This window comes from Asticcacaulis sp. DW145, from assembly GCF_037101385.1.
Taxonomy (GTDB): domain Bacteria; phylum Pseudomonadota; class Alphaproteobacteria; order Caulobacterales; family Caulobacteraceae; genus Asticcacaulis; species Asticcacaulis currens.
Map to the genome: position 1 here is coordinate 498,426 of NZ_AP029025.1, position 15,676 is coordinate 514,101.

Below are 15,676 nucleotides of genomic sequence, written 5' to 3' on the forward strand. Positions count from 1 at the left end.
AATGGCCGATAAGGACGTTCTGACAACCCCCGAAGATGACAAGAAGGCCTATCTGGCCGCCCAGAAGCGCCGCAATATCGCGATTGGGCTGGGCCTGTTTGCCTTTGTGGTTCTGGTCTTCCTCGTCTCGGTCATCCGTATGACGCAGGGCGTACAGGCGGCGCACGGCGGATGAAAAAGCTGACCCGCAATCAGACGGTTGTGGCGTGGTGTCTGGCCGGGCTGGTCGGTATGTTCGGCATGGCCTTTGCCTCCGTGCCGCTTTATCGCATGTTCTGTCAGGTAACGGGCTTTGACGGCACGACGCAGCGGGCCAAGGCGGAATCCTCGGTCGTTCTGGACCGCAAGATCCGCGTCTATTTCGACACCAATGCCAACAACATCCCGTGGAGTTTCAAGGTCAAACAGCCGGTGCAGGATACGCAACTCGGCAAGACCAACATGATCTACTTCACGGTGCGCAACGATGCCGACGTGCCTCTGACCGGGCGCGCCAGCTACAATGTGCTGCCCGAAGCCATGGGCGGCTACTTCATGAAGTTGCAGTGCTTCTGCTTTACGGATCAGACCTTGCAGCCGGGTGAAGAGCGCACCTTCCCTGTCGTCTATTATGTCGATCCGAAGATGCTGGAAGATATCGACGCGAAGAACACGAAGGACGTGACGCTGTCCTATACCTTCTTCCCGTCGCAGGTGGTTAAAAAGTAAAGCGTTTCAACTATTTGTGTCGCGTACTTCAATTCGTTTCCTATGGGGGCGCAGCCCGACAAAAACATAGGGGCCGGATTGTGTTCACAGCCGATTTGTCCTAAGACTCAAGGTCAAATCATAAATGGAACCGCCAGTGTCCGATACAGGGGGGCACGGCGCATCGAGGTGAGTTGCCGACTATGTCTAACGACGCCGTCAAACACGATTATCACATCATCAACCCCAGCCCGTGGCCGCTGCTCGGCTCGCTGTTCGCCGTGGTCATGTTTATCGGCCTGGTGATCTGGATGAAGGGGCTGTTCGGCATCGAAAAGACCCCGGTGGTTTTCGCCGGTGGCCTGCTGGGCGTGCTCTACGTCATGTGGGGCTGGTGGGCCGATGTGATCAAGGAATCGCGCGCCGGTGACCATACACCGGTGGTGCAGATCGGTCTGCGTTACGGCATGATCATGTTTATCGCCTCGGAAGTGATGTTCTTCGTGGCGTGGTTCTGGGTCTTCTTCGAAATGGCCCTGTTCCACGAACACCGCGCGGGTATGGCTTCGGCCATCGAAGAGGTACGTCATGCCTGGGCTTCGGCCGGTAGCGCGGACCCCAATGGCTGGCTGCCGGCGGGCGTTGAGGCCGTTTCGGCCTGGCAACTGCCGCTGCTCAACACGCTTCTCCTGCTGCTGTCGGGCACGACCGTCACCTGGGCGCACCACGCGCTTCAGGAAGGCGACCGTACCGGCGCCAAGTGGGGCCTGTTCCTGACTGTGGTGCTGGGGGTCCTGTTCACCAGTGTGCAGGCCTTTGAATATTATCACATCGTCCATCACCACCTGTTCTTCAACGAAGAAGCCGCCAATGCCGGTCTGTACGGTTCGGCCTTCTTCATGGCCACGGGCTTCCACGGTTTCCACGTCCTGATCGGTACCATCTTCCTGCTGATCTGCCTGATCCGCCTGATGCGCGGCGGCTTTACGCCGCAAAAGCACTTCGGTTTCGAAGCGGCGGCTTGGTACTGGCACTTCGTTGACGTGGTGTGGCTGTTCCTGTTTGCCTTCATCTACGTCATCTTCGGAGCGTAAGCATGGCCGGTCCCGATAGCCGCGAGGTCAGTTTCCTCGCGGCGGCGCGGGGCCGCTGCCCCGTCTGCGGTCAGGGTAAGCTCTACAAGGGCTTCCTAAAGATCGCGCCGGAATGCAGTCAGTGTCATACGGATTTTCAGACGGCGGATACCGGAGACGGTCCCGTCGTCTTTGTCATTCTGATCGTCGGCTTCATCGTCTGCTTCGGCTTTATGATCACGGCCCTCAGCCACGACTGGCCCCTGTGGCTGCATATGATCATCTGGCTGCCGCTGGCGCTTGTCCTCAGTCTGGGCCTGATGCCGCCGCTCAAAGGGCTGATGGTGGCCTCGCAGCTCAAAAACCGCGTCAATGACAAGGATCGCTTTAAATGAAGCGTCTGCCCGTCGGTTTGACCATAGCCGTGGGCGTGGCCCTGCTGATCCTGCTGGGGCTCGGCACCTGGCAGGTGCAGCGCCTGCACTGGAAAGAGCAGTTGCTGGCCGATCTGGCGCGCACCCGCGCGATACCGCCCGTGGCGCTCGATGGCTTGCTCACTCAGCCCGACGATCACGTCTGGCGGCAGGTGACGCTTGCGTGCCGCAGCGACCCGCGCGACTTCGTCTATATGCACGGCGTAGCCGATGGTGTAGCCGGGTTCCATGTCCTGACCCATTGCCCAACAGGGCAGGGGGGGATTCTCGCCGATCTCGGCTTTACGGCGCAAAAACCGCTGGCCAGTGCGGTCGCTACGACCACCCTTACCGGTCGGCTGCGGCGCTTTGAAACGCCCAATCCCTTTGTGCCGCCGAACAATCCCAAGGCCGATGACTGGTACACGCGCTCGGTACCGGACCTCTCGAAGCACTGGAACGTTACATTACGAGCTGACTATTTTGTAGCCGCCACGCAGCCTGTGGCCCCCGGTCTGACGCCGGTCGATGCGGCGGCCAACCTGTCCAATCGCCATCTGGAATACGCCCTCACCTGGTATGGGCTGGCGGCGGCGCTGATCGGTGTCTATATAGCGCTCCTGTATTCGCGCCGAAGGGCCGAAATGCGTAAAGGCATAGCATGAGTTTCACCCCTCTTGGCGTGGGTAACGCCTCAGTCGCCACCCTGAGCAACGGCCTGCGGGTGGTCCACGACCCCATCCCCGGCCTGCACACCTTCGCCCTGACGGCCATCATCCATGGTGGGGCACGCTACGAAGCCCCGCATCAGTCGGGCTGGGCCCACCTCAGCGAGCATATGGTGTTCAAGGGGGCGGGCGGGCGCAGTGCGCGCGAGCTGGCCGAAGTGATCGAGCATCGTGGGGGCACCATCAACGCCTCCACAGGCTACGAGCACACCCGTTTTGAGGTGCGCGGCATGGCCGAACTGCTGCCTCTGTCGGTCGAGGTGGTCGGCGACCTGATGTTCCGCCCGGCGCTGGAGACTGATGAGCTGGAGCGTGAAAAGAAGGTCATCGAGCAGGAGATTTCCGAGGCTTTCGACACGCCCGACGATCACGTGTTCGACCTGCTGCAAGAGGCCTGCTTCGGCGACCACAGTCTGGCGCGCCCCATTTTGGGGACACCGCAAAGCCTCGCCCCGGCGCGGCCGGAGACGCTGCGTGCCTATATCGAAGGCCTGTATAATCCGGCGGATATCGTGCTGTGTGTATCCGGCGGCGTCGAGGCGGCGGGCGTACTGGCCGCCGTCGAGGCCCATATGAACGTGCCGGCGCGTGCCGCGCGCGAGGCCGACGGGGCGGCGCGCTTTGTGCCGCGCCACATCCGCCACCTGCGCAAGGTCGAGCAGACGCACCTGACGCTCGCCTTCGAAGGCGTCAATCGCTTCGACGACGACCTGTTTGCGCTCAAGCTGTTCGGCGAAATTCTGGGCGGTGGCATGGCGTCTCGCCTGTTTCAGGAGGCGCGCGAAGACCGCGGTCTGGCCTATTCCATCGACGCCTGGACGACGCAGTTCCGCGATACCGGGATGCTGGGCATCTATGCCGGCTGCGCGCCCAAGGATGCGGCGGACCTCAGCGAACTGATCGTCAGCGTTATGCGCGGCCTGATCGACAAACCGCTGGAGTCCGAGCTGGAGCGCGCCAGAGCGCAATACACCACCTCGCTCTATCTGAACGACGAAAATGCGGCCCAACGCGCCAATACATTGGGCGGGCAGGTCCTGACCTATGACCGCGCCTTTACGCTCAAGGAGCAGGTGGCGCGGCTGGAGGCGGTGACGTTGGATGACCTGCGCCGCGTCGGCGAACGCACGCTGCGGTCTGGCGTGGCGACGGCCATTCTGGGGCCAGCGTTGAAAAGTGATCCGCAGACGCGTCTCAAAGCGGTTTTGGCTTAACCTAAAAACACCTTGCGCGCGGTGACGCCCGTATCGGCAAAGTCGGTAAACAGGCCGTCTATGCCCAGGGCGAACAGTTGCTTGAACTCGGCCTGCGCATCGCCCTTATAGGCAGCGGGCAGGCGGTCATTGCGCAGGGTCCAGGTGTGAACCTTCAGCCCCGCCTTGTGCGCGGCGTCGATCAGGGCGCGGTTTTCGACGATGCGGCAGTCAGCCTCGCTGGTCTTTTCTGTCACCGGCCCGGTGGCCACGGCCTTGAGCAGGTAACGCTTCCAGGGGGCCACGACGTCGGCATAGGTACGCACCTCGGCCAGACCTTCGGGCGTGAGCATGTCGGCATAGACGCCCTTGCGGCCGGCGGCGGCCCAGTCGAAGGGCACCGACGCGCCGACCTCGCCTGTGGCGAAATTGACGTCCCCCCCATCGACCAGTTGCACGCGTTGCAGGGGCGACAGGGCCTTCAGGCGCTTCAGACTGTCGGCCTCGAAGGATTGCAGGAAGACGGCCGAGTCGGGCTTGTTCATATCGCCTTTGGTCAAGGCTTCGATCAGACGCTCTTCCAGCGGCAGACCGGCGGCGCGGTGCAGGGTCGGATGCTTGGTTTCGATATATAAACCCACGCTCTTGCCCGTCGTCTTGAAGTGATTTCTCACCAGGCCGATCACTTCTTCGAGTGTGGGTACCTCGAAACGACCATTATAGCTCTGGTCGCGATCGGCAAAGGCCTGACGCGCGCGCAAGGTCTTGATCTCGGCGAGGGTAAAGTCGCTGGCGAAGAAGTCGGTAAGGCTCATCCCGTCCACGGTAAGGGTCCGCTTGCGGGCCGCAAATTCCGGGCGTTGTGCCACATCGGTCGTGCCGGACAGCATGGGTTCGTGACGGCAGATCAGCACGCCGTCCTTGGTCGCCACCACATCGGGTTCGATATAGTCGGCACCCATATGGATGGCGAGATTATAGCCTTCGAGCGTATGTTCGGGCCGATAGCCGCTGGCGCCGCGGTGGGCGATGATCAGGGGCATCTTGTGCTCCGTCGGCTTCGTGGCGGCCAGTGACGGCCTGAGCCCGATGGCGCCTCCCAGAATGGCCCCGGTGCCGGCGATGGCTCCGAAGGTGAAACGGCGGCGGGCGGTATCGACGGGCAGGGGCATGGCACACTCATCCGGAAGGGGTGATGATGTCCATAGAGCGTGTCGATGACAGGCCTGTGAAAGCCCGGCCTGTGAACCTATTGCGTGCTGTCAGGCCCGTCCGGAATTGAGGCTGAGATGTTCCGGTAAAATACCGAGACTTTTGAGCGCCCTGTTCCATAAACCTGCGGCATCGTGTGAGAACAGAATATCGGCGTTGGAGGGCGCGATCAGCCAGGCATTGTCGCGAATTTCGGCCTCCAGCTGGCCCGGTCCCCAACCGGCATAGCCCAGCGCAATCAGCACGCGCGACGGACCCGCTCCGCGCGCCAGATCGACCAGAATATCGCGTGAGACGGTCAGGCCGACCCCCTCACGTAACTCCAGCGCTTCCGGGTCGATGTCGAGCGGCAGGGTCACCTCATCAATGAAATAGTCGAGGCTGTGCAGCACAAAACCGCGCTCGTTCTGCACCGGGCCGCCATTATAGATGGGGGTGGCGATGTGGCGATCGTCGGTGATGTCGATGCCCAGTTCTTCCATCATGCGCGGGAAGGTCAGGCCGCCTATGGGTTGGGTCAGGACAATCCCCATCGCCGATTCTGCGTCGTGCTGACACATATAGATGACGCTGTGGTCGAAATTAGGGTCGTCCAGGCTCGGCATAGCCACCAGCAGGCGGCCTTGAAGAGAGGTGGCCTGAAGCGACGCGTCCTCAGACGAGGCAGTGGGGTCGGAAGGGTCAGGGCCGATATGGGTCATGTCGCAAAGATGGGCATGGAAGCCTCGGCTGGCAAGAAAAAAGCGTATAAAGACCGCCCGGTCGCTCTGGTCTGTAGGCCGACAGGGGCCTATAAGCAGCGGGCCATTCAACGGAGATTTACCCATGACGATTCAACCCGGTGACAAGCTGCCCGAAGTGAAATTCTCTTCCCCGGCCGAAGATGGCCTGAAGCCGCTGACCACCTCCGAAGTGTTTGCCGGTAAACGCGCCGTGCTGTTTGCCGTGCCGGGCGCCTTCACCCCGACGTGCTCCGCGCGCCACCTGCCGGGCTTCCGCGATCAGGCCAAGGCCTTCCAGTTCAAGAATATCGACGTGGTGGCCTGCACCAGCGTCAATGATGGATTCGTGATGAAGGCCTGGGCCAAGGATCAGGGCATTGCCGACGAAGTCCTGATGCTGGGCGACGGCAATGGCGAATTTGCTGAAAAGGTCGGTCTGGTCCTCGACGCCGAAGGCTTCGGCATGGGCAAGCGCTCGCAACGCTACGCCATGATCGTTAATGACGGCGTGGTCGAAAAGCTGTTCGTCGAAGCGCCCGGCGAGTTCAAGGTCTCGTCGGCGGACTATGTGCTGGAACAGCTCTAAAACCCATTGGCTTTAAGGTCTTGGGGCCGCAGGCCCCAAACCCCCTGGCTGGGAATAAGTTGAAAGGCCGGAGTGTACGAACTCCGGCCTTTCCTTTTGCGCTAAGTCATGGGGTGCGGGGTCTGCGACCCCGCGTCTTAAAAACTATCATCTTCCAGTGCGAACAGCGCTTCCGATCCGGCCTTCATCTTTTGCAGATGCGCCTCGGCTTCGGGAAGGATGCGCTCGAGGAAGACGCGACCGACTTTTAGCTTGTCGGCATAGAAGGGATCGGTCGAGCCCGCGTCGATGGCGGCTTGCGCGGCGGCCGCCTGCTGGGCCCAGCTATAGGCCAGCGCGGTCAGACCGAACAGGCACAGATAATCGAGCGAACCCGCGGCGGCGGCGTCCGGATTGCCCATGCCGTTTTGCATCAGCCACATGGTGCCGTCCATCAGACGCGCCTTGGTGTCCTTCAGGCCCTTGACGAAGGTCGCGGCGCTGCCCGCTTCGTGGTCGGCAACATAGGCGTCGATTTCGGCGAAATAGGCCATCACGGCGCGCCCGCCCTTGGACGGCAGTTTGCGACCGACGAGGTCGAGTGCCTGCACGCCATTGGTGCCTTCGTAGATGAGCGTGATGCGGATATCGCGCATATATTGCGAGGCCGGGAAGTGTTCGGTGAAGCCCGAACCGCCGTGCACCTGCATCGAGTCCTGCGTGACCTTCAGACCCTTTTCGGTGAGATAGGCCTTCACAACCGGCGTCAGCAGGCTGAGGAAATCATTGGCCTTTTCGCGGGTGGCCTCGTCTTCGGCGTATTTGGCCAGATCGGCCTGAAGCGCGACCCAGGTGAGGAAACCCCGGCCGCCTTCGAGCAGGGCGCGGCTTTCAAGCAGCATACGGCGCACATCGGGGTGGACGAGAATGGAGTCGGCGGGCTTGTCCGGCGATTTGGGGCCGGTGAGGGCGCGCCCTTGCAGGCGGTCCTTGGCGAATTCGACAGCGGCGACGTGGCTGGCGTGACCGATGGCGAGCCCCTGAAGGCCGACGCCGAGGCGGGCGTTGTTCATCATATAGAACATGATCTTCAGCCCTTCGTGGGCATTGCCGAGCAGCCAGCCCTTGGCGTCTTCATAGATCATGACGCAGGTGGAATTGCCGTGAATGCCCATCTTGTGCTCAAGACCGGCGCAGTGAAGGCTGTTGCGCTCACCCGGATTGCCGTTCGCATCCGGGATAAATTTGGGCACTAGGAACAGCGAGATGCCCTTCACGCCCGCCGGGGCGCCTTCGATGCGCGCCAGAACGAGGTGACAGATATTGCCCGTAAAGTCGTGCTCACCCGCCGAAATCCAGATCTTCTGACCGGAAATCTTGTAGGTGCCGTCGCTGTCCGGCACCGCCTTGGTGCGCAGCAGGCCAAGGTCCGTGCCGCAATGCGGCTCGGTCAGGTTCATCGTCCCCGACCATTCGCCGGCGATTAGTTTGGGGAGATACAGCGCCTTCAACTCGTCCGTGCCGCCGACGCTGAGCGCCGCCACCGCGCCGTCGGTCAGGCCGGGATACATGGCAAACGCAGAGGACGCGCCGGTGAGCATTTCCGAATAGGCCGTGGCCACGACGTGCGGCAGGCCCTGACCGCCGTATTCCGGATCACCGCCCAGAGCGGGCCACCCGGCCTCAACCATCTGGAGATAGGCTTCCTTGTAGCCCTTCGGCGCGGTGACGCTGTGGTCGGCGTGCAGGACGCAGCCCTCCTTGTCGCCCGGCGCGTTCAGCGGGGCGACCACCTCTTCGGTGAACTTTGCGCCTTCTTCCAGAATGGCCTGCACCACGTCGGGAGAGGCGTCCTGAAAACCCTTCAGGTTGGAATACTGGGCGATGTTCAGCACGTCGTTGAGCAGGAACTGATAGTCGCGCACGGGGGCCTTATACGGCATGGAGGTGCTCCTTGGCGTTAGTGTGAGCTTTAATTTGTTATCTTAAATGTGGGCGTGAGCGCGTTGATTATCAGGCGCTTTTACGATCGTCTTCGGCGTGGGTAGCCTGCGCCGCTTCATGCTTGGCGATCTCGCCTTCCATCCACGCGCAGCCTTCGACCATGTCCTTGATGGCCTGATCAATGTCTTCGCGCTGGCGTTTCAGGTTTTCGATCTGATCGTGATACTTGGCCACGGTGGCGCGCATCTGCTTCACGCCGCGGTCTTCGCGGTTATACAGATCGAGCACTTCGTGAATTTCGATCAGCGAAAAGCCCATGCGCTTGCCGCGCAGGATGATCTTCAGACGCGCCCGGTCGCGCGCCGAATAGATGCGCGTCTGACCCTTGCGTTCCGGGCTGATGAGGCCCTTGTCTTCATAGAAGCGCAAGGCACGGGCGGTGACGCCGAACTCCTTGGAAAGCTGGCGAATAGTGTAGGTACGCATGTCCATGGTGACCCCCTGTATAAGGTCGTTATAATTGACGTTTACGTAAACGTACGCCTAACTTGCCCCAAACGTCAAGAGGCGGCTTTTCACATCTTCGTGCCATGCGAAAAGGCCCCGGTTCGCGGTGGAGCCGGGGGCCTTTGTGCTGACGATAATAAGCGCTTTAATTGAGCTTGAAGACCCGGGCTTTGATGGCGGTACCGCTGGTGTCGCCTAACGCACCGGAATTATCGACCCAACTGGCGACGAAGCCGTTGGTCTTCAACGGGGAGAGCACCATGCTTGTCTGATTGCCGGTCACATAGACATTGACCAGCAATTCGCTGCCAAACTTCGTGCCGCTGGCATCGAAAGCCTGTGCCTTGATCGCCCAGCCGTCTGTGTCGCCGAGCGTTCCGCTGTTGTCACCCCAGGCGGCTATAAACTGTCCGTTCGGAAGGGTGATCACATAGGGAGCCACCTGACGCCCGGTGGTATTGGTTGCCAGCGTAAACGCTGTGCCGACGCGGTTGCCCGATGCATCAAAGATTTGACCATAGGCTTCGTCCGTTGTGCCACCTGAATTGCCTTCCGACCAGACAATGACGAAGGCCCCGTTTGCCAGAGCGCTGACGCTTCCCGGCGATTGCAGAAAACCCGGTGACTCCTTGACTATAAATTCGCCGCCGACCTTCTGACCCGAAGCGTTAAAAATTTGCGCTTTGAGCTTGTTGACGATGTTCGGGCCCACCGAGCCATTGTAGTCCTGCCAGGTGATGACGAACCCGCCATTGCTCAGCGGCGCGGCATACGACTGGCTTTGCTGACCCGCGGTCGAGGTGTTGACGATAAAGGCAGGGGTGAGTTCATCGGCATCGGCCGAATAGAGTTGCGCCCTGACAGACAAGGAGTCGCCGTCGCCGCCGACCGCTGTGGAGGCATTAAATTCCGTCCACGTAGCCAGCAGCCGTCCATCGCTCAAGCGGACTAATTTTGGCTGTCCCTGCGTGCCGTTATTTCCGTAGGAAATGCCATTCTGAATACTGTAGGTCAGGGGAGGCGCCACCGCATCCCCCAGCGCCACGCCTGCGGAGGAAAATTCGCGGGCGAAAATTGGGCCCGAGGTAACGGCCGTCGGGTTAGTGGTGTTCAGATGTCCGTTGGACACATAGAGCAAGCCGAACCCGCCGCCATTGAGCGCTGACAGAGACGGTTGCACATGACGATAAGACGATGAGCTTTGTCGTGTGCCGGTCGAGGCAATAATTTCACTGCCTGATTTCGTGCCGTCGGGTGTGAGGATTTGAGCCCGGATTTCAGCCAGTGAGATGCCACCAATCGTGCCCTGACTGCTCACCCATCCGGCGACCACATTGCCATTATCAAGCGTGGTCAGGGTGACCGCGTTCTGATCATTGTCGGTTACCGTGTTGACCAGTATCTCACTGCCGCCGACATAGGCCGTCGGAGTCGCCGAAGAGGACGACGAAGACCCGGCCCCGGAAGAGCCGCCACCACTGCCGCTTCCTCCGCCACCACCTCCACAGGCGGCAAGAGCAGCGATGAGAAACGGCGTCAGAATGACGCCCAGACGAAATCCGGGATGACGTGTGGCAGATGATTTAACAGGTAGCATAATGACTCCCCCCTATGTATTCATCCTCATCTTAAACGTGAATTACGTCAAGTTTGCAATGCTGAACAGTAGCGGGGTGTCCCGTGTTCCACGGGTTTCATTTGACGCCCGCCGTCCCGCCCTTTAAAGCCACAGCTCTGTTTTTGTTTGCCCCGAAAGGTGTTTTTCCACGTGTCTTCCGAACTGACCCTCCTCGCGCAACAGGGCCGTGCCTGGCCCTTCGAGCAAGCCCGCGCCCTGATTGCGCGCGTGCTGAAAGTGCGTCTGAAGGATCAGGCGGACTCGATACGGGCGAAGGAGCTAATCACGGCAGGCAAGGCCGATGAAGCGCTGAAGACCTTTGAGGCGCTGAACCGTCCGGTGATCTTTGAAACCGGCTACGGGCCGTCGGGCCTGCCGCACATCGGCACTTTCGGCGAAGTGGCGCGCACCACCATGGTGCGTCAGGCCTTTACGGCCCTGACCGGCGGTCACTGGGCGTCGCGCCTGATCTCGTTTTCCGACGATATGGATGGTCTGCGCAAGGTGCCGGAAGGCATCCCTAATCCGGATATCCTGCGCGAAGACCTGTATAAGCCGCTGACCGTGGTGCGTGACCCGTTCGGGACCCACGACTCGTTCGGCGCGCACAATAATGCGCGTCTGCGCGCCTTTCTCGACTCGTTTGGCTTCGATTACGAGTTCAAGTCGGCCACGGATGCCTATAAGTCGGGTGAGTTCGACGCCACGCTTCTGAGGGCGCTGGAACGCTTCGACGACATCCAGAAGATCATGCTGCCGACCCTGGGGCCGGATCGGCGCGCCACCTATTCGCCGTTTCTGCCGATTTCGCCGGTCACCGGTCATGTGCTTCAGGTGCCGACGCTTGAGCGCAATGTCTCAAAGGGCACGATCGTCTTTGAGGAAAACGGCGAAAAGTTCGAGGTGCCGGTTACTGGCGGCCACGTCAAGATGCAGTGGAAGCCCGACTGGGCCATGCGCTGGGCGGCTTTGGGCGTCGATTACGAAATGGCCGGCAAGGACCTGATCGACTCGGTCAAGGTGTCGTCGCAGGTGTGCAAGGTGCTGGGCGGTACGCCGCCGGAAGGCTTCAACTACGAACTCTTCCTCGATGAGCAGGGCCAGAAGATATCGAAGTCGAAGGGCAACGGCCTGACCATGGAAGACTGGCTGCGCTACGGCGCGCCGGAATCGCTGGCCTATTACATGTTCCAGTCGCCGAAATCGGCCAAGAAGCTCTATTTCGACGTCATTCCGCGCGCCACGGACGAGTTCTTCCAGCAACTCGATGCCTTCCCCAAGCAGGAAGAGGCCAAGCAGATCGAAAATCCGGTCTGGTTCGTCCTGCGCGGCGAAACGGGCACGAAGTCGCCGCCGGTGACCTTCGGTCTGATGCTCAACCTCGTTTCAGCGGCCAATGCCTCGGACAAGGAGACGCTGTGGGGCTTCCTGCGCGCCTATATTCCGGGAGCGACGCCGGAAAGTGAGCCCGTGCTCGATCGTCTGGCCGGCTACGCGCTCAACTATTTTGAGGATTTCGTCAAACCGTCCAAGACCTTCCGTTTGCCCGACGATAAAGAAAAGGCGGCGCTGATCGACCTGCGTGACCGTTTGGCGGCGCTGGACCCCGAAACGCGCGACGCCGAGGCCATCCAGAACATCGTCTTCGAAGTCGGAAAGGCGCATGAATTCGAGCCCTTACGTGCGTGGTTTCAGGCACTCTATGAGGTGCTTCTGGGGCAATCCCAGGGTCCGCGCTTCGGCTCCTTCGTGGCCATTTTCGGCATCGAACGGACGCTGGACCTGCTTGATCAGGGTATAGAGGGGCGTCTTATCTGAGGATGAGCTTCTGGGTGCGGATATAATCCTTGCCGGTCGCCGTAAAGGTAATGGTCTGGGGTTTACCCTCCGCGCCTTCGACAACGGCGGTGATGACATCGTGGCCGTCACCGACGCCCCGGCTTTCGACCCGAAGGCGCTTCATGCCTTCGCGGATACCGGCCCTGTAGGCCGGGCCTTCGGGATCGACGGCAACAAAGGCCCCGGCCGCGCGCGACTTGTCCGGGTCGTAGCCCAGGGTGCGAACCGGCACGTCCTCGGACACCACCCGGAATTTTGCGCCAAAGGCATCTTCGGGCAGGGTCATGGCCTCACCCTTCAGCATGTAGCGGTCAATCAGGTCGCCGAAATCTACCCCGTAGGCGGTGGCGGCCCGATTGAGCCGGTCGATCAGTTTCACATGCGGAGCTTTACTCGCCGTGTCGGCCCGGGCCTGATCGCGCAACATATGGATAAAACCATCCATCGACTTGCCCTGAGCGCGCCAGCGGGCATCGAGCAGTACCGCTAGCATGGACCCGCGCTGATACGGGAGTTTCTGCACCAGCGGGTCGTTCCAGAACTTCTCAACGATGACGCTGTTGGGGGCGGTTCGGTAGGGGGAGGCGGCGTAGGCCCGAAGCGCGTCGTTCCAGGTCGCCATGAACTGCTGGGCATCCACGGCCCCGCCTTCATAGGCCAGTTTGCGGGCATAGTAGTCGGTAAAGCCTTCCGAGAACCAGTAACCGCTTTTTTCTTCCTCATCAGGATCAAAGCCGCCCAGGCGCAAAGGATTCCAGCTATGGAAATATTCATGCGCCAGAATGATTTTCAGCGCGCCGAGCTCGGTTTCCGGTGTGGCGACCATGGCAAAGGACTCACCAAGCCCGGAGCCGCGGATCGAGCGCCCACCTTTAGCCGATTCCGATGGGGCAAGGGTGACGAGGAAATGATCCTGACCTTCGCCCCAGAAACTTTGTTCGGCATTGATGATATCGTGCACTGACGCATTGAATGCGTCGGAAGTAAACTGATCGAAATGACCGCGCCACGCGATGCGCAGATCGCCACTTTTGACCTTAAGCTGCGCAATATGCACGTCCTTGCCGGCCAGAAGCACGGATTGCTCCGCCGCTTCGTTCAGTTCAGGCGGGGTGGGATATTGCAGATTGGTTGCCCCCGTCCAGCCACGCGGCAGCGACCACGAAAAGTGCTGTGCCTGAGGGTCGCGGCCTTCGACGACGGCGAACAGGCCCGGGCCCGTAATATAAAACCAGTCCGGGGCTATCACGGGATAGGTATAGTTGGTGTCCAGAGGCACCTCCTGACCGGGGGTGCGGTTGGCCTCCAAACGGTAGGAGACGGTAATAAGGGCATAGGGTTTGGCGTTGATCTCACGCACGGCGGGCTCCGGCGTCGTCACCGTCTTGGCCCCTTTGATGTCGAGGTCTTTGAGCCGCTCATAGAAGCGATCGCCGCCGCCCCAACGGTCGGGCAGTCTCAGGGTGGCCTTGCCGTCCTTATCGGCGCGAAAGCGGAGGCGCAGCCGCACCGTTGTAAGGTGGTCGCCCTGCGTGATCGTGTCCAGATGGTAGGTAACCCCGGAAGGATCAGGAGATTTCGCATTGCCCTCAGCCGAGAGCCCCGTCAGGCTGACGCATAGCAACCAGACGACAATCCCATTTTTTCGCATACTGATCTCCCCCCGGAATGCCAGAGCCCATACCCAAAAGTGGACGCACTTCACGGAAAATGTTTCGACTGAACAGAACTTTAAAGCGAAATAGCTATGCCCTCACAGTCATTGCGCTCTGACACTTAAATTTGAAGAGGAAGACGGCTGAAATGTGGCGTCGGATAATCGCGGTATGAGGGTGCGTTGACGCTTCAACCGGGGCGTGCTGTTGTGACGTATCAAGGAGGCCGCCATGCGCTTTTTGCTTATGCTTTGTGCCCTTGCGGGCGTGTGTGCGTCCGCCCAAGCCGCTGAATCTCCCTCTATACCCAAGCCCGCGGCCATTGATGCGGAGGTGCAGCGGGTCCTGAAGGACACCGGGGCCAAAGGGCTGGCCATCGCGGTCATTGACGACGGCAAGGTGGGTTATGTAAAGGCCTATGGCGTGCGCAACGCCAAGGGTGAGCCCCTGACGACGCAAACCGTGATGTACGGCGCCTCGCTGACCAAGGCCGTGTTCGCCTATGCGGTCATGCAGCAGGTCGATCAGGGGCGTCTGACGCTGGATACGCCTCTGGCGGACATGCTGCCGCAGCCTTTGCCGAGCTATGCGTCGCCGGACATTATTAATCGCTACAGCGACTGGTCGGCGCTGGATGAGCGCTGGCGCAAGCTGACGCCGCGTATTGTGCTGACCCATTCGAGCGGCTTTGCCAACTTCCGTTTTCTGGAACCGGATGAAAAGCTGACATTCCACTTCGATCCGGGGGCGCGTTACGCCTATTCGGGGGATGGTCTGCTGACGCTGCAATTTGCCATGGAAACGGGGCTGGGCCTCAGTCTGCGCGACGAAACCGACCGTATCTTCAAAGGGTTGGGCATGACGCGGAGCAGTCTGATCTGGCGGCCGGACTTTGCGGACAATCTGGCCGATGGCTGGAACGACAGGGGCGAGGTCGAGGCGCACGATGAGCGGTCAAAGGTCCGCGTGGCCGGGTCGATGGACACGACGATCGGTGATTTTGCCCGTTTTGCGGCGGCCTTTGTGCGGGGGGAGGGACTGAGCGCGGGGGCGCGGGCGGACATCACCAAACGGCAGTTGAAGATCACGACGCGGACGCAGTTCCCGCCCTTTCAGCCCGAATTGCCGGCGGATCAGCAGCGGGCCGACCTCTATGCGGGGCTGGGCGTAGTGGTGTTTGACGGACCGCAGGGGCACGGCTTTTACAAGGGCGGGCATAACGACATGACGGCCAATACCTGGGTTTGCGTTGAAAGATCAAAGCGCTGCGTGGTGATCCTGTCGAACGATGTACGCGCGGAAGCCGGCTTTGCGGCGCTGGTAAGGTTCGTGCTGGGAGAGACGGGCGTGCCCTATGAATGGGAGTATGGGGATCATGCGGGGAAGTCGTGACGGGGCGGGTTCCGGGGCGTGGAGTCCGTGACCCCACAAACCTTTATCCCCAAAGACAAGGCCTATCGGGTTACCGATAGGCCTTGTCTTTGGGCGTAGAAGACTTGGGGCCGCAGGCCCCAAACCCC

The 15,676-nt window shown here is 60.8% G+C and carries 15 protein-coding genes; 9 read left to right on the forward strand and 6 right to left on the reverse strand.

Annotated features, from left to right (window positions below; all coding sequences use genetic code 11):
- Position 1 precedes the first annotated feature (1 nt).
- The 6 genes from AACH73_RS13460 to AACH73_RS13485 all read left to right on the forward strand — a co-directional run bounded on the left by AACH73_RS13460 (position 2) and on the right by AACH73_RS13485 (position 4,115).
- Entirely contained in the window at positions 2-175 is a 174-nt protein-coding gene (locus AACH73_RS13460) for a hypothetical protein (RefSeq protein WP_272741606.1), read from the forward strand.
- Entirely contained in the window at positions 172-708 is a 537-nt protein-coding gene (locus AACH73_RS13465; RefSeq protein WP_338736277.1) for a cytochrome c oxidase assembly protein, read from the forward strand. Before AACH73_RS13460 ends, AACH73_RS13465 begins: the two co-directional genes overlap by 4 nt.
- 182 nt (positions 709-890) lie before the next feature.
- Positions 891-1,781 (forward strand): cytochrome c oxidase subunit 3, encoded by an 891-nt coding sequence (locus AACH73_RS13470; RefSeq protein ID WP_338736278.1) that lies wholly within the window; start codon positions 891-893, stop codon positions 1,779-1,781.
- 2 nt (positions 1,782-1,783) lie between these two features.
- Positions 1,784-2,155: a DUF983 domain-containing protein gene (locus AACH73_RS13475; protein ID WP_272741609.1), complete on the forward strand. Its 372-nt coding sequence runs from the start codon at positions 1,784-1,786 to the stop codon at positions 2,153-2,155.
- Positions 2,152-2,838, forward strand: a complete 687-nt coding sequence (locus tag AACH73_RS13480) for an SURF1 family cytochrome oxidase biogenesis protein (RefSeq protein ID WP_338736279.1) — start codon at positions 2,152-2,154, stop codon at positions 2,836-2,838. The genes AACH73_RS13475 and AACH73_RS13480 overlap by 4 nt, the downstream gene beginning before the upstream one ends.
- Positions 2,835-4,115, forward strand: coding sequence for a pitrilysin family protein (locus AACH73_RS13485; RefSeq protein WP_338736280.1), 1,281 nt, complete (start codon positions 2,835-2,837; stop codon positions 4,113-4,115). Before AACH73_RS13480 ends, AACH73_RS13485 begins: the two co-directional genes overlap by 4 nt.
- Here AACH73_RS13485 and AACH73_RS13490 read toward each other — a convergent pair.
- Together AACH73_RS13490 and AACH73_RS13495 are read right to left on the reverse strand one after the other, a co-directional pair.
- Complete coding sequence (locus tag AACH73_RS13490; RefSeq protein ID WP_338736281.1) at positions 4,112-5,266, reverse strand: glycerophosphodiester phosphodiesterase; 1,155 nt, start codon at positions 5,264-5,266, stop codon at positions 4,112-4,114. The genes AACH73_RS13485 and AACH73_RS13490 overlap by 4 nt on opposite strands.
- Before the next feature lie 90 nt (positions 5,267-5,356).
- The gene (locus AACH73_RS13495) at positions 5,357-6,007 is read right to left on the reverse strand and encodes a YqgE/AlgH family protein (RefSeq protein ID WP_338736282.1); all 651 of its coding nucleotides are present in this window, start codon (positions 6,005-6,007) and stop codon (positions 5,357-5,359) included.
- 124 nt (positions 6,008-6,131) lie between these two features.
- Between AACH73_RS13495 and AACH73_RS13500 the strand changes: the two genes are divergently transcribed.
- Entirely contained in the window at positions 6,132-6,614 is a 483-nt protein-coding gene (locus tag AACH73_RS13500) for a peroxiredoxin (RefSeq protein ID WP_272741614.1), read from the forward strand.
- Positions 6,615-6,751: 137 nt separating this feature from the next.
- Here AACH73_RS13500 and AACH73_RS13505 read toward each other — a convergent pair whose 3' ends face one another.
- The 3 genes from AACH73_RS13505 to AACH73_RS13515 form a co-directional block, all read right to left on the reverse strand.
- On the reverse strand, positions 6,752-8,536 hold the full coding sequence (locus AACH73_RS13505) for an acyl-CoA dehydrogenase C-terminal domain-containing protein (protein WP_272741615.1): 1,785 nt from the start codon (positions 8,534-8,536) through the stop codon (positions 6,752-6,754).
- Positions 8,537-8,606: 70 nt separating this feature from the next.
- Positions 8,607-9,029: a MerR family DNA-binding transcriptional regulator gene (locus AACH73_RS13510; protein ID WP_272741616.1), complete on the reverse strand. Its 423-nt coding sequence runs from the start codon at positions 9,027-9,029 to the stop codon at positions 8,607-8,609.
- Between the two features lie 160 nt (positions 9,030-9,189).
- On the reverse strand, positions 9,190-10,641 hold the full coding sequence (locus AACH73_RS13515; protein ID WP_338736283.1) for a hypothetical protein: 1,452 nt from the start codon (positions 10,639-10,641) through the stop codon (positions 9,190-9,192).
- 171 nt (positions 10,642-10,812) lie between these two features.
- Between AACH73_RS13515 and AACH73_RS13520 the strand changes: the two genes are divergently transcribed.
- The gene (locus AACH73_RS13520) at positions 10,813-12,480 is read left to right on the forward strand and encodes a lysine--tRNA ligase (RefSeq protein WP_272741618.1); all 1,668 of its coding nucleotides are present in this window, start codon (positions 10,813-10,815) and stop codon (positions 12,478-12,480) included.
- Here AACH73_RS13520 and AACH73_RS13525 read toward each other — a convergent pair.
- Complete coding sequence (locus tag AACH73_RS13525) at positions 12,473-14,152, reverse strand: hypothetical protein (protein WP_338736284.1); 1,680 nt, start codon at positions 14,150-14,152, stop codon at positions 12,473-12,475. The genes AACH73_RS13520 and AACH73_RS13525 overlap by 8 nt on opposite strands.
- Positions 14,153-14,387: 235 nt before the next feature.
- Between AACH73_RS13525 and AACH73_RS13530 the strand changes: the two genes are divergently transcribed.
- Positions 14,388-15,548, forward strand: coding sequence for a serine hydrolase domain-containing protein (locus AACH73_RS13530; protein ID WP_338736285.1), 1,161 nt, complete (start codon positions 14,388-14,390; stop codon positions 15,546-15,548).
- Positions 15,549-15,676: the final 128 nt, after the last annotated feature.